This is a genomic window from Pseudomonas sp. c313 (assembly GCF_055407145.1).
Genome location: NZ_JBUZRD010000004.1, coordinates 424,732 through 447,285, shown reverse-complemented (window position 1 = coordinate 447,285; position 22,554 = coordinate 424,732). Strand labels below are relative to the sequence as shown.

The following is a 22,554-nucleotide window of genomic DNA, read 5'->3' as shown; positions in this document are numbered from 1 at the left end:
GCCAAATAATGGCCCACTAGAATCCGCGCCCTCCCGAGCCCTTCACCTACTTGGATATTGCACTGCGCCTGCTCGGGATCCTTTTGTGCGCAGGCAATCGAACATTGAGGTTTTTCATGCGTATTTCCACGCTCGCTCCTGCCGCCCTTCTGCTCAGCCTGTTCGCCCTGCCAGTGCAAGCCGTCGACCTCGGCGCACTGGGCGGTGCTCTGACGTCTCAACTGGGTGGCACTTCCGGCGACTGCGAAAAACAAGGCAAAGACCTGCAAGCCAAGGTCGACGCGGCCAAGGCCAGCGGCGAAGAATTGAAAGTGAAGGCCATGCAGGCCGCACTGGACCAGGTAAACAAAGGTTGCAAAAAAGTCAGCGAGTCCCAGGACAAGCTGGACTCCACCCAACAAAAGCAACAGGCCAAGGCCGATGGCAACGACACCGTGAAAGCCTTGGGTGGTTTGTTCAAGTAAGCAGAAACACCCGGTAAAAAGCCTCGCGCCTGCGGGGCTTTTTTGTGGGTGCTCCGATGCCTTAGGCTGGGCGCCCCTTCGGAGCAAGGATGCTCATGATGATGCCGCGCCTGCTGGTCTGCCTGCTGTTTATCCTCTTCCCCATAACGGCCTGGAGCCAAGACTGTCCTGACTGGCACTCCGGCAAGGCCAGGGATGAAATGGCCGCACTGCAACAACAAATCAGCCTTTGGGACGACAGTTACCACCGGCTTGGCCAATCCTTGATCAGCGATGAACTCTACGACCAGGCACGTCTGCGCCTTGACCAATGGCGTACCTGCCTTGCACAGAACGCACCGCTCCCCGACAACCCGCTGGCCAGTTCCAGGGGCACTCTGGCCCATCCGACACCACACACTGGGCTGGAAAAACTGATCAGTGACCGGGCCGTCGAAGACTGGATCACTACCCGGCACGACCTGTGGATTCAACCCAAGGTCGACGGAGTCGCCGTAACGCTGATCTATCAAAAAGGTCGCCTGATTCAGGTCATCAGCCGCGGTGACGGGGTTCTCGGGCAAGACTGGTCGGTCTCGGCACGCAAGATCCCTGGCATCGTGCAGCAACTGCCCGAACCCATTGACCTGCTGCTGCAGGGTGAACTCTATTGGCGCCTGAGCGAACACCTCCAATCAGAACGGGGCGGTATTAATGCCCGCAGTAAAGTCGCCGGGCTGATGAACCGCCAACAGCTGAGCGATACCGATGCCGCCGGTATCGGCCTGTTTGTCTGGGCGTGGCCACAGGGGCCGGCCAACTTGAATGAGCAACTGGACACGCTGGAGCGATGGGGCTTTACCGACAGCAAGCGTTATAGCCAACCCATCAGTGACCTCGACGACGCTCGTCACTGGCGTACCTTCTGGTACAACAACCCACTGCCGTTCGCCAGCGATGGCGTGGTACTGCACCAAAGCCAGCGCGCACCAGCCAACCGTTGGCAGGCCAGAACACCCTACTGGGCGGCGGCCTGGAAATATCCGGTGATCAAAGCGCTGGCCCAGGTACGCAAGGTGCATTTCAAGATCGGACGCACCGGGCGTATCACGCCTATTCTGGAACTGGACCCGGTGTTGCTCGATGATCGGCAGATCAGGCGCGTCAGCGTCGGCTCGCTGAAGCGCTGGCAAGAACTGGATATCCGCCCCGGAGACCAAGTCGCCATCAGCCTCGCCGGCCAAGTCATTCCCAGGCTCGACCAGGTCATCCTGCGCAGCCAGCCACGAACCCACATCGAGGTGCCAGCGGCCAGCGCCTTCCATCATTTGAGCTGCTGGCAATTGGTCCCTGGTTGTGAGGAACAACTGCTTGCCCGCCTGACCTGGCTGAGTGGCAACCAAGGCCTGGCCCTGCCACATATCGGCCGTGAAACCTGGAATACGCTAATCCAGGCAGGTCTAATCAGCGGTCTGCTCGATTGGTTGAAGCTGGATGAGGCAGAGCTTGCTAACATTGACGGATTCGGTGATCGCAGCAGTGCGCGCCTGCTCGACAGTTTGCGCAGTGCCCGGCAGCGACCATTCGCACAATGGCTGATGGCTTTGGGTGTTCCGCCCACTGCCCGCAATAACCTGGAAGGTGGCTGGCAAACCCTGGCCACCAGAAACACTCAAGCCTGGCAGGCTGAAGCTGGAATCGGCCCGGGACGCGCGGCGCAATTGAGCGCTTTTTTTCGCGATCCGCACGTCCTGGCTATGAGTGAAACATTACGCGCTGCCGGGATAGACGGTTTTTAGCCCGGCCCCTGCAGTATTAACCGGTGCCAGCAGAACTCATCCTGCCCACCAGATTGCAACCTTGTTTACCCTGGAGCCCTTATGAAATTTCTTGCACCGCTCGCCCTTTTGACCGTCGCAAGCTTCATGACCACCCCGTTGCTGGCGGCCGAAGAAGCACAGGAACTCACCGGCTGCGCCGCCAAGCGTCAGGCCATCAGCGCCCAGATCGAACAGGCCAAGGCCCACGGCAACAGCGAGCAGCAAGCAGGCCTGGAAAAAGCCCTGAGCGAAGTCACCGCCCATTGCACCGACGCCTCCCTGAAAAAGGAGCGGGAAAACAAGGTGCTCGACGCCAAGCACGAAGTCAGCCGCCGCCAGGCCGACCTCGACAAGGCCATGAAGAAAGGTGATTCCGAGAGGATCAACAAGCGCAAAGACAAACTCGCCGAATCACGCAAAGAGTTGCAGGAAGCCTTGGACGAATTGGACAAGTAAGGCGCTTACCGCCCCCTTGCCCAGGCAGGCTCAATGATCACGAAACTGTTTATGGCAGGCGCTACAGGCATCTTCGACTTTCTGCACCGCAGGCCCCAGGTTGCTGGCCTTGTAAGGCTGCACCTGGCTGGCGATCACCAAATCACCGGTGGCCGCTTCAAGGTTTCTGGCCATCTCCTGAAAACGGGCCTGCTTTTGCCAGACATCATCCTTGGCGCTGGTGTGGTCTTCTTCGCGCACGGTTGGGAAATGCTTCCAAGGCTCATGGGACAGACTGTCGAGCTTGACCGCACCCTCGGCGAATTTCGCGCCGTCAAACGGTATGCGCCCACGCAGCATGCCACCCAGGTCTTCGCCGGTCTTGAGCATCTGCTTGAAAATGGCCTTGCGCTGGCCCAGCGGCGAATTCGGATCAACGCCGCCGCACGCAGACAGTGTCAGGCAGGCCAGTAATACAACGGTCAGTTTTTTAAGAATCATGGTGGCTCAGGGTCACGGGAAACGGCGGCCAGTATCCTCGCCCCGCCCGCAAAGACCAATAGCCCTATTAATAATACGGATTGCTTGAGCGCCAACAGGCTCGGGCAATCGCCTCAGGAATTGCTTGCATGAATGTTACGTTGAAACCCTGGAGCCGCCGCCTCGCGTGGACTTTACCGATGATTGCGCTGCTCGCCGGCTGCAACGCCAGCAAGCAGGAGCCAGAAAAACCCCACGCAATTGCCACCTATGTCAGTGCCACCTGGGAAGCCTTGCCGACGGTTTCGGATAGCGATTTGCAGGCAGGATTCGAATCCTGGCGCAGCGCTTGCCAACGCCTCAAGAGCGATCCGATATGGGGCGCGACCTGCGCCTCGGCCGTCAGCGTTCCGGCAACTGCCGTCGCCATTCGCGGATTTCTTAAAGAACACCTCGACGTCTATGGCTTGCGCTCGGCGGACAACACACCCCACGGCTTGATCACCGGCTACTACGAACCGGTTTATCCAGGCAGCCTCACCGAAACCAAAACGGCTCATGTGCCGGTGTTCGGTGTGCCGGACGACCTGATCATCGTCAACCTGGAAAGCATCTACCCGGAACTCAAGGGCAAACGCCTGCGCGGTCGCCTGGAAGGTCGCGTGCTCAAGCCTTATGACGACGCCAGCGCCATCAATCAACAAGGCTCTACTGCCGAGCCCATCGCCTGGCTAACCAACCCGATGGACCTGCAATTCCTGCAAATCCAGGGTTCGGGCCGCATCCAACTGGCCGACGGACGTCAACTGCGCGTGGGTTATGCTGATCAAAACGGCTTCCCGTATCGCCCCATCGGCCGCTGGCTGGTGGAACAAGGCGAACTGAAGAAAGAAGACGTGACCATGGGCGCTATCAGCACTTGGGCCAAGGCCCATCCCGAGCGGATTTCGGAACTACTGGCGAGCAACCCCAGCTATGTTTTTTTCAGCACTCGCCCCGACAGTAACGAAGGCCCGCGCGGTTCTCTTAATGTGCCGTTGACCGCCGGCTACAGCGTGGCAGTGGATCGCAAGGTAATTCCGTTGGGCAGCCTGTTGTGGCTGTCGACGACACGCCCCGATGGCGCGCCGATCGTACGCCCGGTGGCTGCCCAGGACACTGGCGGCGCGATTACCGGTGAAGTGCGGGCCGACCTGTTCTGGGGTACCGGCGATGCGGCGGGTGAGTTGGCGGGCAATATGAAACAGCAGGGGCAGATCTGGATGCTGTGGCCCAAAGGCGCGGTGCTGCCAAACGTGCCGGATGCGCCGGCAGGGACCTAGCGATCATTGTGGCGAGCGGGCTTGCCCGCTCGCCACATAGAGCCGACCCACAGGCAAGCCTTATATCGATACAAAAAAGAAGCTCGCAATCAACCCTACCCCCACAAACCACACCAGCGAACGCAGCATTGCCCAATCCGCCAGGTAGCAAATGATGTAGAGCAACCGGCTGGTGATAAACAGCACCGCCAGCACATTGATGGTCACCAGTTCCGCGTTGCCGGCCAGGTGGGCAATGATCACCGCAGCAGCAAACGCCGGGGTCACTTCAAAGCTGTTGAGCTGCGCGCTGTGGGCGCGCTTGGCAAAACCCTCCAGGGTTTCCAGGAAGGCCCGAGGATCGTGGTTCTGCCGGGGCCCGAACTTGCCACCGCTGAACTTGGCCACACCAATACACAGGTAAGGCAGAGCGATAGCGATCAACACACACCAGAAAGCGACTGTCATAACTCATTCCTTTGTTAGCGTTTTATTTAGAGTTTCATCACGAACATGCCGATCAGAACCAACCCACAAGCTATGAGCCGTGGCCGGCCGAAAGGTTCTTTCAGGTAACGCATGCCGAACAACACCACCAGGATCACACTGACTTCCCGCAGCGCGGCGGCCTCGGCAATCGAGCCCAACTGCATGGCCCAAAGCACCAGAGCGTAGCTCAATAACACACACACTCCGACGCTCAGCCCAAGCCGCCACTGGGTACGCCAGAACAGACCGAACGCCGCCCGCTTGCGCACCAGCGCCAGCAACGGAAAAGGCCAGGCGCTGATCAGGGTCAGCCACACCAGGTAATCCAACGGATGCGGCCAACGGCGCAAGGCCTGGCCGTCGAGAAAGGTATAGCAGCCAATGCACAGGCCGATCAGCGCCACCACCGGCAGCATCGACCAAGGCAACCGATCCCCGCCACCGCCCTGCCAAAGCAGGCAGAGCATGCCGAACGGAATCAGCAGGATGCCGAGGATCTGCTGGGTGCTGAGCACTTCCCCGGCAAACACCAGGGTCAGCGCCAGCACCACCAGAGGCGACAGACCACGCATCAACGGATACACCAGCCCCAGGTCGCCGACGCGATAAGCCTGAATCAGCAAATAGCGGTAGAGCAATTCAAACAGCGCCGAGGCGATGATCCATGGCCAGATCTCAAGAGGCGGAAATGACACAAATCCCACTGCCAGTGCCACAAACAGCAGGGCAACGCTGTCCATACAGGCGATCACCAACAGGCGCTCGCCGCTGAATTTGATCAGGGTGTTCCACGTCGCATGCAACAGCGCCGCCACCAGTACCAGGGCCGTCGCAACCACGGGCCGCTCCTTGTCAGAATAACTAGAATTGATTCGCCATATGTCAGCAGCTGTTTATACTAAAGCTGCTCACGCCGCACTCAGTTGCGCCCAGACCTATACCAATAAATTTCTGCTGCTGTCCGATCTTCCTCGATCAGGGCACCGGCATGCGTATGCCTGATCCGAGCGTCTCGACCACCGTCGGAGAACTCTTGCATGCCACTCGCCTTGCTTGCACTGGCTGTTGCCGCTTTTGGCATCGGCACCACCGAGTTTGTCATCATGGGCGTGGTGTTCGGCGCGCCGATCCTGGCCATCGCCACCGCCAATATGCCACGCAAGGCCACGCTGCTGGGCATCACCCTGATGTTGCTGCTGTTCGGTGTCGGCCTGACCGCTGACAGCATGCTCGGCGGACGGCTGGCCGACAGCCGCTTGCTGCCCTCACTGGTGGGCATGGCCCTGGCGGTGGTGCTGGTGTTGGCAGCGTTTACCCAGACCAGCCATTCGCTCATTCCGGCGGCAATCACCTTGCTGCTCTGCGGCGTGTTCGCCTTCGCTCTGTGCCCGATCCTGCAACTGCTGATCATCGACCAGGCACACGAAGCGCCGAACCTCGGCTCAACCCTGAACCAGAGCGCCTTCAACCTGGGCAATGGGATCGGCGGGCTGGTAGTGGCCAGCGGCGCGAATCTCTCGGACTTGCCATGGACCGGTGCGCTGGTCAGTCGCTTGACGGTGCTCACGGGACTTTTCTTCATCTACCTGCAACGTCGCGGCACAGACAAAATCGCCCACGCTGCATGAGTTGGCCATGCGGTATCTGTCTATTACTTAGGTAAACTGCTTTCACTGCGAATCTGCGCATGGCTGATCAAGGCAAAGATAAAGCTGCCGCCGATGATGTTGCCGGCCAGGGTCGGCCCGGCAAACACCAGCCAGAAATCCTTCCACGGCAACTCACCGGCAAACACCAGGTAAGACACTTCCGCCGAGCCAACGACGATGTGGGTGAAGTCCCCCAGGGACATCAGGTAAGTGATCAGAATGATGATCCAGATCTTGGCGCTTTCCATCGACGGAATCATCCACACCATGGTGGCGATCATCCAGCCAGAGACGATGCCCTTGGCAAACATCTGGCTGCTGTCGTTCTCCATGACCTTGCGCCCGATATCGAGGAAAGCCAGGTCAGTCTTGGCATCGAAGATCGGCAGATGCAACATCACGTACGCCACCAGCAAGGTGCCGCACAAGTTGCCCACCAGCACCACCGTCCATAAACGCAGCAGCCGCCCGGCGTTGGCCAGGGTCGGCTTGCTCATCACCGGCAGCACGGCGGTCAGGGTGTTTTCGGTAAACAATTGCTGGCGCGCCAGAATGACCGCCAGAAACCCCGCGCAGTAGCCGAAGCTGGCAATGACCTTGAACCCTTCACCGTCCGGCAGGCGCGAGTTGAGCAAGCCCATGGCCATCAGCGAGAGGCCCATGGTCAGGCCCGCAGCCAATGCTGACCACCAAAGTGCGGCAACGGTACGCTCCAGCTCCTGATCGCCCTGGGTACGGATGATTTCATGCAAAACCGCCGCACGAGGCGGTTGGTTCTTGTCCACGTCCTGTTGTTCTTCCTGCGACAGGTTGGGGGTCTTGCCGTCTTTTTGCGTGGCCATAGTGCTCCTCAATTCAAGGGGTGCCTGTAACTACGACACGCTGGATTCAGGGCTGTTCAGTGGCTGGATAACTTGACCGGCAGGCGCCAGGCCGGGGGCGGCGATAACTCCACCTTGATCCGGCCATCGGGGGCTCGCCATAGGATCATCTTGCGTTCGCCCGCGCCCTCTTCCACGGGCGCAGCCACACCTTCGGATTGCGCCGCAGAAGCCAGGGGGCTTGTGATGATCGGCGCCACAATAGCGTGGCGTGGCACAGATTCGAGCAGTTTCATACGCGGACTCTCTCTACAGGATGCAGTCCTGAGTGACGAGAGCGCCTGGGACATATCCATCCGGAATGATTTGATTAAAAATCAAACCCGCGCTGAGTTATTCGCTGATGCCGTCATCCTGAAACTGATCCTTCACGTACTTGATTTCGGTACGACCATGGGGGGCCGGCAAACCGTCTTCACCCAGGTTGACGAAGACCATCTTTTCCACCGTCAGGATGCTCTTGCGCGTGATCTTGTTACGCACTTCACAGGTCAGGGTGATGGAGGTGCGGCCAAACGCGGTGGCCGTGATGCCCAGTTCGATGATGTCGCCCTGGCGCGAGGCGCTGACAAAGTTGATTTCGGAGATGTACTTGGTCACCACCCGCTGGTTGCCCAACTGGACAATCGCGTAGATGGCAGCTTCTTCGTCGATCCAGCGCAGCAGGCTGCCACCGAACAGGGTGCCGTTGGGGTTGAGGTCTTCGGGTTTTACCCATTTGCGGGTGTGAAAGTTCATGGTCACTCCAAAGCGTCTTGCCAAATGATGGGCAACATCATGGCAGAGCAGCGCAGCAAGCTCTATGAACCATTGCCTATCAACCCCATGAGCGATCTTCATGCTGCCGACAGAAAGGCTTGGGAAGTCAGCCGCAGCCCGCTATAATCCCCACCGTTTCAAAACGGTCATCTTCAGTTGATACCGTTCTCCCGCCACCTGTCCGAGGGGCGCTGCAGCAGGCTCGACCTGTCAGGCTCGGATGGGGCGTTGTCTGGCCTGGTTACCCTGGCCTGATACTAAACGCACAACGGCGCCCATTCGCACACTACGAATGGAGGCTCTTCATGAGCGCTGTAATCACGCCTGCAGATTTTAACGACTACAAAGTCGCCGACATGTCCCTCGCCGCCTGGGGCCGTCGCGAAACCTTTATCGCCGAATCCGAAATGCCAGCCCTGATGGGTCTGCGCCGCAAGTACGCCGCTGAGCAACCGCTCAAGGGCGCGAAGATTCTCGGCTGCATCCACATGACCATCCAGACTGCCGTGCTGATCGAAACCCTGGTTGCCCTGGGCGCCGAAGTACGCTGGTCGTCCTGCAACATTTTCTCGACTCAGGATCAGGCCGCTGCCGCTATCGCCGCTGCCGGCATTCCGGTTTTCGCCTGGAAAGGCGAGACTGAAGTAGAGTACGAGTGGTGCCTGGAGCAAACCATCCTTAAGGATGGCGCGCCATGGGATGCCAACATGATCCTCGATGACGGCGGCGACCTGACCGAGTTGCTGCACAAGAAATACCCGGCCATCCTCGACCGCGTCCACGGCGTGACCGAAGAAACCACCACCGGCGTACACCGCCTGCTGGACATGCTGGCCAAGGGCGAACTGAAAATCCCGGCCATCAACGTCAACGACTCGGTGACCAAGAGCAAGAACGACAACAAGTACGGCTGCCGTCACAGCCTGAACGACGCGATCAAGCGCGGCACTGACCACCTGCTGTCCGGCAAGCAAGCGCTGGTTATCGGCTACGGTGACGTGGGCAAGGGTTCGTCCCAGTCCCTGCGCCAGGAAGGCATGATCGTCAAGGTTTCCGAAGTTGACCCGATCTGCGCCATGCAAGCCTGCATGGACGGTTTCGAGCTGGTTTCGCCGTTCATCGACGGCATCAACACCGGTACCGAAGCAAGCATCGATAAAGCTCTGCTGGGCAAGATCGACCTGATCGTTACCACCACCGGCAACGTCAATGTTTGCGACTCGAACATGCTCAAGGCCCTGAAGAAGCGTGCCGTGGTCTGCAACATCGGTCACTTCGACAACGAGATCGACACCGCTTTCATGCGCAAGAACTGGGCATGGGAAGAAGTGAAGCCGCAGGTGCACAAGGTTCACCGCACCGGCGCAGCTAGCTTCGACCCACAGAACGACGACTACCTGATCCTGCTGGCCGAAGGCCGTCTGGTGAACCTGGGCAACGCCACCGGCCACCCAAGCCGCATCATGGACGGTTCTTTCGCCAACCAGGTACTGGCGCAAATCCTCCTGTTCGGCCAGAAGTACGCCGACCTGTCGCCTGCCCAGAAGGCCGAGCGCTTGACCGTGGAAGTACTGCCGAAGAAACTCGACGAAGAAGTGGCCCTGGAAATGGTCCGCGGCTTCGGCGGCGTGGTGACTCAACTGACCAAGACCCAGGCCGACTATATCGGCGTGACCGTTGAAGGTCCGTTCAAGCCGCACGCATATCGCTACTAAGTAACCGGCGCCACCTGCTCTACCTGTAGGAGCGAGCTTGCTCGCGAAAAACCCAAAGGCACCGCGCATATCCTGTTTACACGCGTTATCGTTGCGGTTCTTCGCGAGCAAGCTCGCTCCTACAGTACAGATGGATGCACAGTCGGTTTTCGAGTTCCCAAGGGTATTACCATGTCCCAAGACCGTCGCTACAGCTTCGAGTTCTTCCCCACCAAGACCGATGCTGGGCATGAAAAACTGCTCGCCACTGCCCGTCAGTTGGCCAGCTATAACCCCGATTTCTTCTCCTGCACCTACGGTGCCGGCGGCTCCACCCGTGACCGCACGATCAACACCGTGCTGCAGCTGGAAAGCGAAGTCAAAGTACCGGCCGCCCCGCATTTGTCCTGCGTTGGCGACAGCAAGGCCGACCTGCAGAGCCTGCTGACACAATACAAAAGTGCGGGCATCAAGCGCATCGTCGCCCTGCGCGGCGACTTGCCGTCCGGCATGGGCATGGCCAGCGGCGAGCTGCGCTACGCCAATGACCTGGTGAGTTTCATCCGCGAAGAGACCGGTGACCACTTCCACATCGAAGTGGCTGCTTACCCGGAAATGCACCCCCAGGCGCGCAACTTCGAAGACGATCTACGCAACTTCGTGCGCAAGGCCAATGCCGGTGCCGACAGTGCGATCACCCAGTACTTCTTCAACGCCGACAGCTATTTCTACTTCGTCGAGCGTGTACGGGCGTTGGGTGTGAACATTCCAATCGTGCCGGGCATCATGCCAATCACCAACTACAGCAAACTGGCGCGGTTCTCTGACGCCTGCGGCGCGGAAATCCCCCGCTTCATTCGCAAACAACTGGAATCCTATGGCGATGACGTCAAAAGCATCCAGGCGTTCGGCGAGCAGGTCATCAGCGAAATGTGTGAACGTTTGTTGCAAGGTGGCGCGCCAGGGTTGCACTTCTATACCCTGAACCAGGCCGAACCAAGCCTGGCCGTCTGGAACAACCTCAAGCTACCTCGCTAAGGTTCGTTTCAAAGTGCCCAGGCCCTCTTAATACGAGGGCCTTTGCCGTTTTAAATGTCCACAGAAACCTGCAGTCCATGAATACAGCCGCCCCGACTCCGCGCCCACAACTGGTTTACCTGGTATTTGGCTCCGAGACTTACCATCAGGAAGCGGTATTCAGCATCGCCAGCGCCCTGGACGATACGCGCCAGGTCTCCGCTCACCTGCCGCGCCCACCGCGTCTGCAGCGTTTGATGTACAAGCTGATCACCCTGGTGCTACCCAAGCATCAGCAGCAGTTCATCCGGGAAATCCTCTACGGCTGCTACGAACACCCCAACGAATTCGACCAGGCCTGTGGCCCGGTTTGGTGGGAGAAGGCGCGGCAGAACCAGGAAGAACGCCAAGGCCGCCCTATTGATGCCAGCCTTCTGGAGCACTGGTTCGCCAACCCCTTTGTGCGCCTGATCCTCGGCGAGCGCCGCGAAGCCATTTACGAACACCTGATGAAGTCTTCGCCAAAATAAAAATTCAGTATCAGCGCCCGCAGATCCCTGTTCCAGAGCTTCTATTTAAGCGGAGACAGTCGTAACCTCAGGTATGCCAGCCATTTTCCAGTTGTTGACCGCTGTTCTTCTCACTTGCCTGAGCCTGACCGCCCGAGGCGAGAAACTGCGTATTGTCACCGAACCCTGGGCGCCCTATGTGTACGAGGAAAACGGCAGCATGCGCGGCCTCGACTACGAGACCACGGTGATTGTCTTCCAGCGCCTGGGGATTGATGTGCAATGGCAGTTCCTGCCCTGGAAGCGCTGCCTGGCCATGCTCGACCAGGGCCAGGCCGACGGCGCGCTGGACATTTTCCACAGCACCGAACGGGACAATGTGCTGCTGTACCCCAGTGAACCGCTGTCCCGGGTGGAGTTCGTAATGTTCTATGCCAACGAGCGCCCTCACCCGTTCCAGACCCTTGATGACCTGCGCGGCCTGACCATCGGCACTTCGCCGGGCTACCTTTACGGCGCTGAATTCAGCGAATCCACCCTCTTCAACCGCGAACCGGCCCCCAGCCATGAAGCCAATTTCGGCAAATTGGCCCGTGGACGGATCGACTTGCTGATCACCGATCGCCGAGTCGGCCAGCATGCACTCAAGGAGTTGGGCCTTGAAGACCAGATCACCCAGGCGCCGAACGTGATCAGCAGCCAACAGCAATTTCTCGCCGTGCGCCGTGGCGCGGGGATGGACCTGCTGGTCCAGCGCTTCGGCGCCGAGCTCAAGCGCTTCAAACAAGAGCCTGCCTACGCGGCCTTGAGCGCCAAATACGCAGGCGCCAGCGCTGAAACGACCTCATTGCCGCTTCCAGCGCCACCCCCGGACAAAACCGTTGAGCAGCAGGAAAGCAGCGCACACTGATTGCTCTGTTATACTGCGGCCTTTCCGCCAGGCTTACGCCCGGACGCTTGGGTCTATAAAAGACACCCCGATGCAGCTACTGCGCAGCTTTGCAGCCCGCGCGAGCCGTCGAAGTGCCTGCCAGCCCCAGCAGGACCGGACGGGATTGCGTTCATCTAAACGCCATTCGCGCCAGGCAAGACTATCCCTCTGGGCCAAGCCCTAACTAAAACAGGATTACTCATGTCCTTTGCTTCCCTCGGTCTCTCCGAGGCTTTAGTCCGTGCCATCGAGGCAGCGGGCTATACCGAGCCTACTCCGGTGCAACAGCGGGCCATTCCCGCCGTGTTGCAAGGTCGCGACCTAATGGTTGCGGCACAGACAGGTACTGGTAAAACCGGCGGCTTCGCCCTTCCGATTCTGGAACGGCTGTTCCCCAATGGTCACCCGGACAAATCCCAGCGTCACGGCCCGCGCCAACCGCGCGTATTGGTCCTGACCCCTACCCGCGAACTCGCAGCCCAGGTGCACGAGAGCTTCAAGCTCTATGCCCGCGACTTGAAGTTCGTCAGCGCCTGCATCTTCGGCGGCGTCGGCATGAACCCACAGGTTCAGGCCATGGCCCGTGGTGTCGACGTACTGGTTGCCTGCCCAGGTCGCTTGCTCGACCTGTGCGGCCAAGGCAGCGTCGACCTGTCCCACGTGGAAATCCTCGTGCTGGACGAAGCCGACCGCATGCTCGACATGGGCTTTGTCCATGACGTGAAGAAAGTCCTCGCCCGCCTGCCAGCCAAACGCCAGAACCTGCTGTTCTCGGCGACCTTCTCCAATGACATCACGTCCTTGGCCGGCAAGCTGCTGCACAACCCCGAGCGCATCGAAGTCACGCCGCCGAACACCACCGTCGAGCGTATCGAGCAACGGGTGTTCCGCCTGGCCGCAAGCCACAAGCGTGCGCTGCTGGCCCACTTGATCACCGCCGGCGCCTGGGAACAGGTCCTGGTGTTCACCCGCACCAAGCACGGCGCCAACCGCCTGGCCGAGTACCTGGACAAGCACGGCCTCACCTCCGTCGCCATCCACGGCAACAAGAGCCAGAACGCACGGACCAAAGCCCTGGCCGACTTCAAGGCCGGTGAAGTGCGCATTCTGGTGGCCACCGACATCGCCGCGCGCGGCCTGGACATCGATCAGTTGCCCCACGTGGTCAACTTCGAGCTGCCAAACGTCGATGAAGACTATGTGCACCGTATCGGCCGTACCGGCCGTGCCGGTCGTTCGGGCGAGGCCATTTCCCTGGTCGCTCCGGACGAAGAAAAGCTGCTCAAAAGCATCGAACGCATGACCAAGCAGAAAATTGCCGACGGCAACCTGATGGGCTTCGATGCCAGCGCAGTGGAAGCCGAGAAGCCGGAAGTGCGCGAGCGTCCGGACGTACGCAACCCACGCAACAACCCACGCGGTCCGAAGGGCGATGGCCCGAACGGTGGCGGTGGCGGCGGTGGTCGCAAGGACAAGGGCAAGGACAAGGGCGCCAAGGAGAAACCTGCAGCCAGCAGCCGTGGCGAACGCCCGGCCCGCGAGCAGAAGCCTCGTGAAGGCACCCCGGCCCGCGAACAGCGCCAGCCGAGCCAGCCACCACGTGCTGCCGCTGACCGCGCCCCGGACGAGTTCCTCGACGACGACGTGGATAATTTCGGTAACCGCGCTGACTACGTGCCCCAGGCCAAACCAGCCCAGGGCCGTGGTCGTCGTCCAGGTGCTCCGGCACAGGGTGCAGGCGCAGGAACTGGTGCTCCACGCACCGGCCAGCCGCAGGGTCGCCAAAGCGCTCCGCGCAGCAGCAACGGCGCAACCACTGGCACCCCGCCTGCCAAGCGCAACGGCCCACGCAACGGTGCTCCCCGTGACGGCCAGGCCCGTCGCGAAGAGGCGCCACGCAACCGCCGGCCAGCTCGTGACGAGCAGCCACAGTCGTCGGAACCGGCTGTGCAAAACCCGCGTGGCGGCCCTGCGCCGAAGATCATCCACAAGGAGTCGAAAAGCGACCGCTCCCTGACACCTGAGCAGTTGGATCAACTGCCAGGCCGTCCTCGTGGTGAAAAACCAGCGCTGCTGACCCGCAACCGCTGAGTTTTCAGCTGTAAAAAAACGCCCCGACTGGTTCGGGGCGTTTTTGTATCTGGCATTTTTCTTATTAATCGACAGCCGTACCAACCTTATGAAAAAGCTTGGCAAAAATAGTCCAGCGACCGTCCACTTTCATCAGGTTCAAGTAGTCCACCATGATGTTATCGAACAGGCGCAGGCGAACCTTGACCATGGAGTTCGTCAGTTTTGAGCAGGGGCTGGTAGATTGCGCAATCCGCTTCGGCCACGGCCAATGGCCCAACGTGCATTGCGAACCCCTGATGGCGGACTCATTGCTGGTGGTCGCCGCTGCAAACTTCAACGGCGGCGCGCTGCCAATCACCCCGCAGGCTGTACTGGAACAGCCGCTGCTACATGCCAGTGAAAGCTGGCCAGTCTGGCTCAGCGCGGCTGGAATCGAGGGTCAACGCCCTCCCGCCACACTAGAGTTCACCGACTCCACGTTACTGCTTGAGGCCGTCAGGCTGGGATACGGCATTGCGCTGACCCGACGTTCGATTGCCCATTCCCTGATAGAGCGCGGGGAGTTGGTCAAACTGACGGATATCGAACCCGTGCATTCATCACGCTACTTTCTGGTCTGGCCCACCGACAGCAAACGTTCGGCGCAAATATCATCACTGCTTAAGTGGCTCAAAGAACAGGTCGTGCAGTATCAGGGCGGCCTATAGGCCTACAACTGACAGACAGCAAAACGCCGACCCTGAGGTCGGCGCTTAGGGTTGACGCAGCGAAAGTTACTTCGCTTTGACACCTTCAAACGTGATGTACAACTCGACCGCGTCGGAGGACGGGCCCAGATCCTTCTGCTTGCCGAAATCAGAGCGCTTGATGCTGGTGGTACCTTCGAAGCCAGCACGGTATCCGCCCCATGGGTCCTTGCCTTCACCCAGGAAAGTAGCCTTGACCACGATCGGCTTGGTCACACCCAGCAAAGTCAGGTCGCCGGAGACATCAGCCGTTTCTTTACCATCAGCATTTTTGCCGGTGGACTTGACGCTGGTGGAGACGAACTTGGCGTCGGCGAACTTGCCAACGTTCAGGAAGTCAGCACTGGCGATGTGCTTGTCACGTTCAGCGTGGTTGGTGAACAGGCTGGCAGTGCGAACATTAAATTCGATCTTGCTGTCTTCAGGCTTCGCAGCGTCGAAGCTGAACTTTCCATCGATATCCTTGAAGGTACCGGTGATATAGCTGTAGCCCAAGTGGCTGATCTTGAAATCGACGAAGGCGTGCTGGCCTTCCTTGTCGACCACATAATCAGCCGCCATTACCTGACCGGCAGACAGCAAAGCAGAACCGATTGCCAGAGCAGCGAGAGTCTTTTTCAACATGCTTTATATTCCTTGTGAGTCGAGGTTGAACATCAGGCTCTGCGCCCCAGCATACGAACCAGGGTCGCATCACGATCAATAAAGTGGTGTTTCAGTGCAGCCACACCATGCAGGCCAGCGAACACAACCAGTACCCAGGCCAGGTAAAAATGCACCAAGCCGGCTACGTCTGCCTGGTCCGGTAGACCGGAAACCAGCGCAGGAATTTCAAACAGGCCAAACACCGGGATCCCGACACCGTCTGCGGTGGAAATCAGGTAACCGGCAATCATCACGGCAAACAGCCCGAGATAAAGGAAGGCATGACCAAACTTGGCACCCAAGCGGGTCAAGCGGCTGTAGCTGGCCAGTGACGGCGGCGGTGGGCTGATAAAGAGCCACATCACCCGCAACAGCATGATGGCGAACAACGTGATGCCGATGCTCTTGTGCAGGTCCGGCGCGTCTTTGCGCCACATGCTGTAGTAGTCAAGACCGACCATCCACAGCCCAAGAGCGAACAGACCGAACACCACCAAGGCCACGCCCCAGTGGATAACAATGCTGACCCAGCCGTAGCGGGCCGCTGAATTTCGTAGTTGCATTACCCAAATCCCGTAAGAGCTGCGCCCAAGACTAGCGTTTTACCTATCGAATTAAAGCGGAAAATTTCGCTTTGAAATATCGAGAAATATGATGTTAAGCGTAGAAGCAATAAATTAACCGGGGATTAAGGACTATTCAGAGGAAACGTGACAGACCGTCCTGCTACAGGTACCAATTCGATTTTCAAAGCACGCAATGGGTTGTGACACTGCCCGGCATTGCATAGGCTTGCGCGATTGTTTCGCCCGCGCACGTCGCGAGCCGCTTCGAGGAGACTGAAGATGGGATTGAATAACCAGTGGATGCAACGCGATCTTGCGGTGCTGTGGCATCCCTGCACCCAGATGAAAGACCATCAGCAACTGCCGCTGATTCCCATCAAGCGCGGTGAAGGCGTGTGGCTGGAAGACTTCGAAGGCAAGCGCTACCTGGACGCCGTCAGTTCCTGGTGGGTCAACGTGTTCGGCCACGCCAACCCACGCATCAACCAGCGCATCAAGGATCAGGTGGATCAGCTGGAGCATGTGATCCTCGCCGGTTTCAGCCACCAGCCGGTGATCGAGCTGTCCGAGCGCCTGGTGAAGATGACGCCCGAAGGCCTGACCCGTTGCTTCTACGCCGACAATGGTTCGTCGTGCATAGAAGTCGCGCTGAAGATGAGCTTTCACTACTGGCTCAACCGTGGCCAGCCTGCCAAGAAGCGCTTCGTCACCCTGACCAACAGTTACCACGGTGAAACCATCGCGGCGATGTCGGTGGGCGATGTGCCGCTGTTCACCGAAACCTACAAGGCCCTGCTGCTGGACACCATCAAGGTGCCGAGCCCGGACTGCTACCTGCGCCCCGAAGGCATGAGCTGGGAAGAACACTCACGCAACATGTTCCTGGCCATGGAACAAACCCTGGCCGAGAACCATGACAGCGTCGCCGCCGTGATCGTCGAACCGCTGATCCAGGGCGCCGGTGGCATGCGCATGTACCACCCGGTGTACCTCCAGTTGCTGCGCGATGCTTGCGACCGCTACGGCGTGCACCTGATCCACGACGAAATTGCCGTTGGCTTCGGACGCACCGGCACTATGTTCGCCTGTGAACAGGCTGGCATCCGCCCGGACTTCCTCTGCCTGTCCAAGGCCCTGACCGGCGGCTATTTGCCGCTGGCGGCCGTGGTCACTACAGAGGATGTCTACAGCGCCTTCTACGACGACTACCCGACCCTGCGTGCCTTCCTGCATTCCCACAGCTACACCGGCAATCCCCTGGCGTGTGCGGCGGCGCTGGCGACCCTGGATATTTTCGAAGAAGACAACGTCATCGAGAACAACAAGGCCCTGGCCCAGCGCATGACCACGGCCACCGCGCACCTGGTGGATCATCCCCACGTCTCGGAAGTGCGCCAGACCGGCATGGTCCTGGCCATCGAGATGGTCCAGGACAAGGCCACCAAGACTGCCTACCCGTGGCAGGAACGCCGTGGGCTCAAGGTCTTCGAACATGCTCTTGAGCGCGGCGCGTTGCTGCGCCCGTTAGGCAGCGTGGTGTATTTCCTGCCGCCTTATGTGATTACCCCGGAGCAGATCGACTTCCTCGCAGAAGTGGCCAGTGAAGGCATTGATATCGCCACCAACAGTAAAGTCAGCGTGGCAGTGCCCAAGGACTTTCACCCAGGGTTTCGTGATCCAGGCTGATTGCCCGCCCCCTTGTTGATCGTTCCCACGCTCCACGTCTGCCCTGCACACTATTTCCAGAGAACAGAAATGAGACTGTCCCGCTTTTTTATCGACGCCCCCCTGAGCATTGGCGACCACGAGTTGCCCGAAGCCCAGGCGCATTACATCAGCCGCGTGTTGCGCATGAACGAAAGCGATCCCGTGCAGTTGTTCGACGGCTCCGGTCAGGAGTTTCGCGGCACGTTGCTGGAAGTCGGTAAAAAACGCGTGGTGGTGCAACTGACCGAAGCCTTCGCCGGGCAGCTCGAATCACCGTTACAGATCCACCTCGGCCAGGGCTTGTCCCGTGGCGAGCGGATGGACTGGGCGATCCAGAAAGCCACTGAGCTGGGGGTCAACGAAATCACCCCGATTTTCAGCGACCGCTGCGAAGTACGCCTCAAGGACGAACGGGCCGACAAGCGCCTTCAGCACTGGCGCCAAGTGGCGAGCAGTGCGTGCGAGCAGTGCGGTCGTTCGCGGGTGCCAGTGATTCATCCACCGCTGTTGCTGGCGGATTGGCTGAAGCAGACCGAGGCGGATTTGAAACTGGTCTTGCACCCGGTGGCCGAACCGTTGGTCAGCCATGCCAAGCCTGCAAGCCTGGCGTTTCTGATCGGGCCAGAGGGCGGTTTGACCGATGGGGAAGTGAATAGCGCGCAGAATGCCGGATTCCACTCGGCGCGACTGGGGCCGCGAGTGCTGCGCACCGAAACAGCGCCAGTCGTGGCGCTGGCGGTGGCCCAGCAGCTGTGGGGCGATTTCTAAACCAACGCAACTCATCCCATGAAAACCCAATCACATGTGGAAGCTGGCTTGCCTGCTCCCACATTTTGATCGGGCTACCACTTCATCACTCAACCGGGTCACTCACCGGCTTGGCAATAATCGCCTTCAATTCGCTGGTCATCGGAAACTCCAGGTTCAAGCCCTTGGGCGGGATCGGCTGCTCAAACCAGCGCTGGTAAATCCCGTTGATCTCCCCCGAGCTGTACAGGCCCGCCAACGTCTCGTTGACCACCGCGAGAAGCTGCGGATCGTCCTTGCGCACCATGCAGCTGTAGATTTCCCGCGACTGCTCCTCACCCACCACTACCCACTTATGGGGGTCCTTGGCCTTGGCGCGCTCACCGTAGAGCAAGGCGTCGTCCATGTAGAACGCCACTGCCCGGCCCGACTGCAGCATCTGGAACGCTTCGCCGTGGTCCTTGGCGCTGATCACCGATATGTTCAGCTTGTGGTCGGCGTTGTAGCTCTTGATAAAGCGCTCGTTGGTGGTTCCTGCGGTGGTCACTACGTTCTTGCCTTTGAGGTCAGCGAAGCTGTTGATGCCGCTGTCCCTGGAGGTCAGCAACTGACCCTTCACGTAGATAAAACCGTAGGAAAACGCCACCTGCTTTTGCCGCTCGGCGGTCACGCCGGTAGAGCCACACTCCAGGTCCACCGTGCCGTTCTGCACCAGCGCGATGCGGGTCTGGGACGTCACCAGGTTGTACTTAACATTGAGTTTCGGCACGCCGGTTTTCTGTTGAATGCGCTCGACAATCTTGCTCGCCAGATCCACCGAGTAGCCCATGGGTTTACCGGTGTGATCACCGACGTAGGAAAACGGCACCGAGGCATCGCGATAACCCAGGGTGATGCTCTTGGCGTTGGCGATCTTGCTCAACGTGCCTTGCAAGGGTGCTTCAGTGGCGTGGGCCTGAGCCCCAAGCAACAGCCCCAGGGTGCAGCCGATCAACGTGATTTTTTGCATTGTTATTCTCCGTTGGTTTTCTTGTTATGCAGATCGTTAAGGGCGGCGAGCAGCGATGACGCTGATCTCTACCAGCACATCAGGACGTGCCAGTTCCGCTTGCAGGGTGGTGCGGGTTGGCGCCTGGCCGGGCGACAGCCAGGCTGACCAGACGTCATTCATCGGCGCAAAACCGTCCTGGATATTCTTCAGATAAATGGTTGCGTTGAGTAGATGATCCTTATCGCTGCCAGCGTCGCGCAGCAGCGCATCTATCTTGGCCAGGACTTCCTGAGTTTGCGTCGTCACATCCCGGCCCTCGCCGGGCACCTGGCCGGACAAAAACACCAGGTCCTGGAAGGTCACGGCGCCGGACAGACGGCTGTTGCTGTTGATTCGGGTGATGCTCATCGGTGCATCCTCAGGCGGCGCGGGGAGCGAGGCCCTGCATATCAATGGAAGTCGTGTGTTGGCCGATCAATTCGGCGAGCAATTGGCCGCTGCCACAGGCCAGGGTAAACCCCAGGGCACCATGGCCGAGGTTAAGCCACAGGTTGCGATAGACACTGGGGCCGATCAGCGGCACGCCGCTGGGCGTGGCCGGACGCATACCGGCCCATTCGATGGCCTGTGCGTAATCACCGGCCAGCGGGAACGTTTCACAGGCCTGGCGCTTGATCAGCGCCAGACGCTTGGGCTCAATACGGGTGTCAAAGCCTACGATATCCACCATCGCCGCCACCCGCAGTTGCTCGCCGATACGGGCGTAGACGATTTTGCGGTCGTAATCGGTGATGCTGATATTCGGCGCTTGATGCTGTTCGCCAATCGGCACGCTCAGGCTGTAGCCCTTGAGTGGATACAGCGGCAACGACACACCAGGCAAAGCCAGCTCGGGGCTGCGATGACCCGCCGCCAGCACTAGGTGTTCGACCGCCAGCACCTCGACGCCCATCTCGATCGCCTGCACGGCGCCATCCGCGTGACGAATGCCGGTGACTTTACGGCCCAGCATGAACGTGCAACGCCCCGAAGCTTGAAGCCGCGCTGCCAGTTGCTGGCAGAAGCCATGACAGTCCGCCACTTCTTCGTTGGGCGTGTAGATCCCGCCAACAAAATCCCCAGCGCCCAGGGTCGGCTCCAGCCGCGCACAATCAGCCGCCGACAACACTTGTTGTTGCAGGCAATCGGTCACTTTGCCCCGCGCATGCTCAAACGTATTGTGGCTACGAAACGTCACCAGCTTGCCGTTGCGCCGCCAGCCGAAGCCGTCCAGGCCGTCTTCGTCACGCCACTGCTGCAAGGTGCCCTGACTCAAAGACGCCAGGCGTAACAAATGCCCGGCATTGCGCTTGTTGACCGAGGCACGACATGCGCCGAGAAAGGACGCCATCCAGCGCCATTGCGCTGGGTCCAGGCGCGGGCGCAGCTTCAATGGCGAGTCACCACGCAGCATCCAGCCGATGGCTTGCAGCGGTACCCCTTTATCGGCCAGCGGTGCGACATAGCGATAGGACAGTTGGCCGCCGTTGGCAAAGCTGGTTTCGCTGCCCAGGGTTTCCCGCGCCTCGACCACCGTCACGTCCATGCCGGCGCGCACCAGGGCGTAAGCGCTCGCCAGGCCGATGACCCCTCCGCCGATGATGCAAACCTGCTGAGCCATATCAGTCCTTAGCCGTTGATTGTCAGAGCTGAAGGTTAGGGCCAGGTGACAGACGCCGGACAATGAATAAAGATGGGGCACCCATAAACAAAGGTTATGGACTTTCCATGCGCTTGCGTCATATCGAAATCTTCCAGGCGATCCGCCAGACCGGCTCCGTCAGCGCCGCCGCGCAGTTGCTGCACGTCTCGCAACCGGCGGTGAGCAAGGTGTTGCAGCACGCCGAGTTGCAGCTGGGCTTCCCGCTGTTTTTGCGCATCCGCGGCAAACTGCTGCCCACGCCCGAGGCGCTAGCCCTTGAGCGGGAAGTCGACAAGGTCACCGAAAGCCTGCAAGGCGTGCGGCGCCTGGCGCAGAACCTGCGCCGCGAACCGGGTCAAAGCCTGCGCATCGGCGCCACACCGGCCTTGGCGTTATCGCTGCTGCCACCGGCCATTCGCGAGTGGACTCAGCGCTACCCGGACATCGCCTGCGAACTGTCCAGCGCCCACAGCCGCGAGCTGGTGCAGAACCTGTTGATGCGCGAGATGGATGTGGCGCTGACGCTCAAGTCCCCCGATCACCCAGGATTGAAGGCCCAGGCGTTGGCCCATGGCGTGCTGGTCGCCCTGGCACCGCGAGGTTACTGGCCCGAGGCAGAACATGGGAAACCCTTGCCGCTGATGGCGTTGGCCGATGCGCCGTTGATTGGCCTGTCCAGCGCCGACCCGTTGTCGGCGAAACTCGACAGCTACCTGGAAGCCGTCGACCCGCCACCGCGCGTGAGCATCGCAGTGCAGACCTACTCCCTGGCCAGGGCCATGGTCGAGTCCGGTGCAGGGCTGGCGGTGATTGATCCGTTTACGGCCCTGGGTGCGTCAACGTCCACCACCTGCATCCGTCCGCTGGCACCGCCGCTGCCGATCACCTTGTATGCCCTGACTCGCGCCGATGAACCGCCGCCACATATGCTGGCGAGCCTACTGGAGATTTTCAGCAGCCGGGCCCAGGAACAACTCGACCGCCTGTAGG

At 59.8% G+C, this 22,554-nt stretch carries 24 protein-coding genes, 2 pseudogenes and 1 riboswitch; of the genes and pseudogenes, 14 read left to right on the top strand and 12 right to left on the bottom strand.

Annotation, left to right across the window (positions count from 1 at the left end; translation table 11 throughout):
• The first annotated feature begins 116 nt into the window (after window positions 1-116).
• From ACZRKZ_RS15730 to ACZRKZ_RS15720, 3 genes are all read left to right on the top strand, one after another.
• Window positions 117-464 (top strand): hypothetical protein, encoded by a 348-nt coding sequence (locus tag ACZRKZ_RS15730; protein ID WP_463967800.1) that lies wholly within the window; start codon window positions 117-119, stop codon window positions 462-464.
• A gap of 101 nt (window positions 465-565) precedes the next feature.
• Entirely contained in the window at window positions 566-2,242 is a 1,677-nt protein-coding gene (ligB, locus tag ACZRKZ_RS15725) for an NAD-dependent DNA ligase LigB (RefSeq protein ID WP_463982091.1), read from the top strand.
• A gap of 81 nt (window positions 2,243-2,323) precedes the next feature.
• Window positions 2,324-2,719: a DUF1090 domain-containing protein gene (locus tag ACZRKZ_RS15720; protein ID WP_463967799.1), complete on the top strand. Its 396-nt coding sequence runs from the start codon at window positions 2,324-2,326 to the stop codon at window positions 2,717-2,719.
• A gap of 30 nt (window positions 2,720-2,749) precedes the next feature.
• Here ACZRKZ_RS15720 and ACZRKZ_RS15715 read toward each other — a convergent pair whose 3' ends face one another.
• On the bottom strand, window positions 2,750-3,199 hold the full coding sequence (locus tag ACZRKZ_RS15715; protein WP_463967798.1) for a c-type cytochrome: 450 nt from the start codon (window positions 3,197-3,199) through the stop codon (window positions 2,750-2,752).
• Window positions 3,200-3,327: 128 nt separating this feature from the next.
• On the opposite strand from ACZRKZ_RS15715, the gene mltA reads away from it, so the two are divergent.
• On the top strand, window positions 3,328-4,500 hold the full coding sequence (gene mltA, locus ACZRKZ_RS15710; protein WP_463982024.1) for a murein transglycosylase A: 1,173 nt from the start codon (window positions 3,328-3,330) through the stop codon (window positions 4,498-4,500).
• Between the two features lie 60 nt (window positions 4,501-4,560).
• Here the strand turns inward: mltA and ACZRKZ_RS15705 are convergent, their stop codons facing one another.
• Together ACZRKZ_RS15705 and ACZRKZ_RS15700 are read right to left on the bottom strand one after the other, a co-directional pair.
• Window positions 4,561-4,947 (bottom strand): MAPEG family protein, encoded by a 387-nt coding sequence (locus tag ACZRKZ_RS15705; protein ID WP_149414435.1) that lies wholly within the window; start codon window positions 4,945-4,947, stop codon window positions 4,561-4,563.
• 26 nt (window positions 4,948-4,973) lie between these two features.
• Window positions 4,974-5,807 (bottom strand): EamA family transporter, encoded by an 834-nt coding sequence (locus ACZRKZ_RS15700; protein ID WP_463982023.1) that lies wholly within the window; start codon window positions 5,805-5,807, stop codon window positions 4,974-4,976.
• A 210-nt stretch (window positions 5,808-6,017) separates the two neighbouring features.
• Here ACZRKZ_RS15700 and ACZRKZ_RS15695 point away from each other — a divergent pair.
• Window positions 6,018-6,596: pseudogene (locus tag ACZRKZ_RS15695) on the top strand (MFS transporter); the annotation flags it as partial.
• A gap of 23 nt (window positions 6,597-6,619) precedes the next feature.
• Here the strand turns inward: ACZRKZ_RS15695 and ACZRKZ_RS15690 are convergent.
• The 3 genes from ACZRKZ_RS15690 to ACZRKZ_RS15680 all read right to left on the bottom strand — a co-directional run bounded on the left by ACZRKZ_RS15690 (window position 6,620) and on the right by ACZRKZ_RS15680 (window position 8,236).
• Window positions 6,620-7,459 carry a formate/nitrite transporter family protein gene (locus ACZRKZ_RS15690; protein WP_133102398.1) on the bottom strand — a complete coding sequence of 280 codons (840 nt, stop codon included), beginning with the start codon at window positions 7,457-7,459 and terminating at the stop codon, window positions 6,620-6,622.
• Window positions 7,460-7,515: 56 nt separating this feature from the next.
• Window positions 7,516-7,734, bottom strand: a complete 219-nt coding sequence (locus ACZRKZ_RS15685) for a hypothetical protein (RefSeq protein ID WP_463982022.1) — start codon at window positions 7,732-7,734, stop codon at window positions 7,516-7,518.
• Window positions 7,735-7,831: 97 nt separating this feature from the next.
• Window positions 7,832-8,236, bottom strand: a complete 405-nt coding sequence (locus ACZRKZ_RS15680; RefSeq protein WP_149414432.1) for an acyl-CoA thioesterase — start codon at window positions 8,234-8,236, stop codon at window positions 7,832-7,834.
• Window positions 8,237-8,434: 198 nt separating this feature from the next.
• Window positions 8,435-8,541: riboswitch (S-adenosyl-L-homocysteine riboswitch) on the top strand.
• Window positions 8,542-8,562: 21 nt separating this feature from the next.
• Here ACZRKZ_RS15680 and ACZRKZ_RS15675 point away from each other — a divergent pair.
• The 5 genes and pseudogenes from ACZRKZ_RS15675 to ACZRKZ_RS15655 all read left to right on the top strand — a co-directional run bounded on the left by ACZRKZ_RS15675 (window position 8,563) and on the right by ACZRKZ_RS15655 (window position 14,499).
• Window positions 8,563-9,972: an adenosylhomocysteinase gene (locus ACZRKZ_RS15675; RefSeq protein ID WP_463967796.1), complete on the top strand. Its 1,410-nt coding sequence runs from the start codon at window positions 8,563-8,565 to the stop codon at window positions 9,970-9,972.
• A gap of 171 nt (window positions 9,973-10,143) precedes the next feature.
• Window positions 10,144-10,989, top strand: coding sequence for a methylenetetrahydrofolate reductase [NAD(P)H] (gene metF / locus ACZRKZ_RS15670; protein ID WP_463967795.1), 846 nt, complete (start codon window positions 10,144-10,146; stop codon window positions 10,987-10,989).
• A gap of 167 nt (window positions 10,990-11,156) precedes the next feature.
• Window positions 11,157-11,498: pseudogene (locus ACZRKZ_RS15665) on the top strand (hypothetical protein); the annotation flags it as partial.
• Window positions 11,499-11,571: 73 nt separating this feature from the next.
• A complete protein-coding gene (locus tag ACZRKZ_RS15660; RefSeq protein ID WP_463982021.1) occupies window positions 11,572-12,387 on the top strand; it encodes a substrate-binding periplasmic protein in 816 nt (271 codons plus the stop codon).
• A 222-nt stretch (window positions 12,388-12,609) separates the two neighbouring features.
• A complete protein-coding gene (locus tag ACZRKZ_RS15655) occupies window positions 12,610-14,499 on the top strand; it encodes a DEAD/DEAH box helicase (protein WP_463967793.1) in 1,890 nt (629 codons plus the stop codon).
• 64 nt (window positions 14,500-14,563) lie between these two features.
• Here ACZRKZ_RS15655 and ACZRKZ_RS15650 read toward each other — a convergent pair whose 3' ends face one another.
• Entirely contained in the window at window positions 14,564-14,689 is a 126-nt protein-coding gene (locus ACZRKZ_RS15650) for a nuclear transport factor 2 family protein (RefSeq protein WP_463982020.1), read from the bottom strand.
• Here ACZRKZ_RS15650 and ACZRKZ_RS15645 point away from each other — a divergent pair.
• Window positions 14,688-15,188, top strand: a complete 501-nt coding sequence (locus tag ACZRKZ_RS15645; protein WP_463982019.1) for a LysR substrate-binding domain-containing protein — start codon at window positions 14,688-14,690, stop codon at window positions 15,186-15,188. The genes ACZRKZ_RS15650 and ACZRKZ_RS15645 overlap by 2 nt on opposite strands.
• Window positions 15,189-15,254: 66 nt before the next feature.
• Here the strand turns inward: ACZRKZ_RS15645 and ACZRKZ_RS15640 are convergent, their stop codons facing one another.
• Window positions 15,255-15,851, bottom strand: a complete 597-nt coding sequence (locus ACZRKZ_RS15640; protein WP_463982018.1) for a YceI family protein — start codon at window positions 15,849-15,851, stop codon at window positions 15,255-15,257.
• Between the two features lie 32 nt (window positions 15,852-15,883).
• Window positions 15,884-16,435, bottom strand: a complete 552-nt coding sequence (locus tag ACZRKZ_RS15635) for a cytochrome b (protein ID WP_463967791.1) — start codon at window positions 16,433-16,435, stop codon at window positions 15,884-15,886.
• A gap of 282 nt (window positions 16,436-16,717) precedes the next feature.
• Here ACZRKZ_RS15635 and ACZRKZ_RS15630 point away from each other — a divergent pair, with 282 nt between their 5' ends.
• Entirely contained in the window at window positions 16,718-18,124 is a 1,407-nt protein-coding gene (locus ACZRKZ_RS15630; protein ID WP_149414424.1) for an adenosylmethionine--8-amino-7-oxononanoate transaminase, read from the top strand.
• 69 nt (window positions 18,125-18,193) lie between these two features.
• Window positions 18,194-18,913 carry a 16S rRNA (uracil(1498)-N(3))-methyltransferase gene (locus tag ACZRKZ_RS15625; protein WP_463967790.1) on the top strand — a complete coding sequence of 240 codons (720 nt, stop codon included), beginning with the start codon at window positions 18,194-18,196 and terminating at the stop codon, window positions 18,911-18,913.
• 85 nt (window positions 18,914-18,998) lie between these two features.
• Here ACZRKZ_RS15625 and ACZRKZ_RS15620 read toward each other — a convergent pair whose 3' ends face one another.
• The 3 genes from ACZRKZ_RS15620 to ACZRKZ_RS15610 are packed head-to-tail and all read right to left on the bottom strand — an operon-like array spanning window position 18,999 to window position 21,588.
• Window positions 18,999-19,901 carry a transporter substrate-binding domain-containing protein gene (locus ACZRKZ_RS15620; RefSeq protein ID WP_463982017.1) on the bottom strand — a complete coding sequence of 301 codons (903 nt, stop codon included), beginning with the start codon at window positions 19,899-19,901 and terminating at the stop codon, window positions 18,999-19,001.
• A gap of 36 nt (window positions 19,902-19,937) precedes the next feature.
• Window positions 19,938-20,291 carry a RidA family protein gene (locus tag ACZRKZ_RS15615; protein WP_463982016.1) on the bottom strand — a complete coding sequence of 118 codons (354 nt, stop codon included), beginning with the start codon at window positions 20,289-20,291 and terminating at the stop codon, window positions 19,938-19,940.
• 10 nt (window positions 20,292-20,301) lie between these two features.
• Window positions 20,302-21,588 carry a D-amino acid dehydrogenase gene (locus ACZRKZ_RS15610; RefSeq protein WP_463982090.1) on the bottom strand — a complete coding sequence of 429 codons (1,287 nt, stop codon included), beginning with the start codon at window positions 21,586-21,588 and terminating at the stop codon, window positions 20,302-20,304.
• 62 nt (window positions 21,589-21,650) lie between these two features.
• Here ACZRKZ_RS15610 and ACZRKZ_RS15605 point away from each other — a divergent pair, with 62 nt between their 5' ends.
• Window positions 21,651-22,553 (top strand): LysR family transcriptional regulator, encoded by a 903-nt coding sequence (locus ACZRKZ_RS15605; RefSeq protein ID WP_463982015.1) that lies wholly within the window; start codon window positions 21,651-21,653, stop codon window positions 22,551-22,553.
• The last annotated feature ends 1 nt before the right edge of the window (window position 22,554 follow it).

Excerpts from the sequence above, each read along its gene's own strand:
- ACZRKZ_RS15730 (WP_463967800.1), top strand. The coding sequence starts at position 117 with ATGCGTATTTCCACGCTCGCTCCTGCCGCCCTTCTGCTCAGCCTGTTC.
- ligB (WP_463982091.1), top strand. The coding sequence starts at position 566 with ATGCCGCGCCTGCTGGTCTGCCTGCTGTTTATCCTCTTCCCCATAACG.
- ACZRKZ_RS15720 (WP_463967799.1), top strand. The coding sequence starts at position 2,324 with ATGAAATTTCTTGCACCGCTCGCCCTTTTGACCGTCGCAAGCTTCATG.
- ACZRKZ_RS15715 (WP_463967798.1), bottom strand. The coding sequence starts at position 3,199 with ATGATTCTTAAAAAACTGACCGTTGTATTACTGGCCTGCCTGACACTG.
- mltA (WP_463982024.1), top strand. The coding sequence starts at position 3,328 with ATGAATGTTACGTTGAAACCCTGGAGCCGCCGCCTCGCGTGGACTTTA.
- ACZRKZ_RS15705 (WP_149414435.1), bottom strand. The coding sequence starts at position 4,947 with ATGACAGTCGCTTTCTGGTGTGTGTTGATCGCTATCGCTCTGCCTTAC.
- ACZRKZ_RS15690 (WP_133102398.1), bottom strand. The coding sequence starts at position 7,459 with ATGGCCACGCAAAAAGACGGCAAGACCCCCAACCTGTCGCAGGAAGAA.
- ACZRKZ_RS15685 (WP_463982022.1), bottom strand. The coding sequence starts at position 7,734 with ATGAAACTGCTCGAATCTGTGCCACGCCACGCTATTGTGGCGCCGATC.
- ACZRKZ_RS15680 (WP_149414432.1), bottom strand. The coding sequence starts at position 8,236 with ATGAACTTTCACACCCGCAAATGGGTAAAACCCGAAGACCTCAACCCC.
- ACZRKZ_RS15675 (WP_463967796.1), top strand. The coding sequence starts at position 8,563 with ATGAGCGCTGTAATCACGCCTGCAGATTTTAACGACTACAAAGTCGCC.
- metF (WP_463967795.1), top strand. The coding sequence starts at position 10,144 with ATGTCCCAAGACCGTCGCTACAGCTTCGAGTTCTTCCCCACCAAGACC.
- ACZRKZ_RS15660 (WP_463982021.1), top strand. The coding sequence starts at position 11,572 with ATGCCAGCCATTTTCCAGTTGTTGACCGCTGTTCTTCTCACTTGCCTG.
- ACZRKZ_RS15655 (WP_463967793.1), top strand. The coding sequence starts at position 12,610 with ATGTCCTTTGCTTCCCTCGGTCTCTCCGAGGCTTTAGTCCGTGCCATC.
- ACZRKZ_RS15645 (WP_463982019.1), top strand. The coding sequence starts at position 14,688 with ATGGAGTTCGTCAGTTTTGAGCAGGGGCTGGTAGATTGCGCAATCCGC.
- ACZRKZ_RS15650 (WP_463982020.1), bottom strand. The coding sequence starts at position 14,689 with ATGGTCAAGGTTCGCCTGCGCCTGTTCGATAACATCATGGTGGACTAC.
- ACZRKZ_RS15640 (WP_463982018.1), bottom strand. The coding sequence starts at position 15,851 with ATGTTGAAAAAGACTCTCGCTGCTCTGGCAATCGGTTCTGCTTTGCTG.
- ACZRKZ_RS15635 (WP_463967791.1), bottom strand. The coding sequence starts at position 16,435 with ATGCAACTACGAAATTCAGCGGCCCGCTACGGCTGGGTCAGCATTGTT.
- ACZRKZ_RS15630 (WP_149414424.1), top strand. The coding sequence starts at position 16,718 with ATGGGATTGAATAACCAGTGGATGCAACGCGATCTTGCGGTGCTGTGG.
- ACZRKZ_RS15625 (WP_463967790.1), top strand. The coding sequence starts at position 18,194 with ATGAGACTGTCCCGCTTTTTTATCGACGCCCCCCTGAGCATTGGCGAC.
- ACZRKZ_RS15620 (WP_463982017.1), bottom strand. The coding sequence starts at position 19,901 with ATGCAAAAAATCACGTTGATCGGCTGCACCCTGGGGCTGTTGCTTGGG.
- ACZRKZ_RS15615 (WP_463982016.1), bottom strand. The coding sequence starts at position 20,291 with ATGAGCATCACCCGAATCAACAGCAACAGCCGTCTGTCCGGCGCCGTG.
- ACZRKZ_RS15605 (WP_463982015.1), top strand. The coding sequence starts at position 21,651 with ATGCGCTTGCGTCATATCGAAATCTTCCAGGCGATCCGCCAGACCGGC.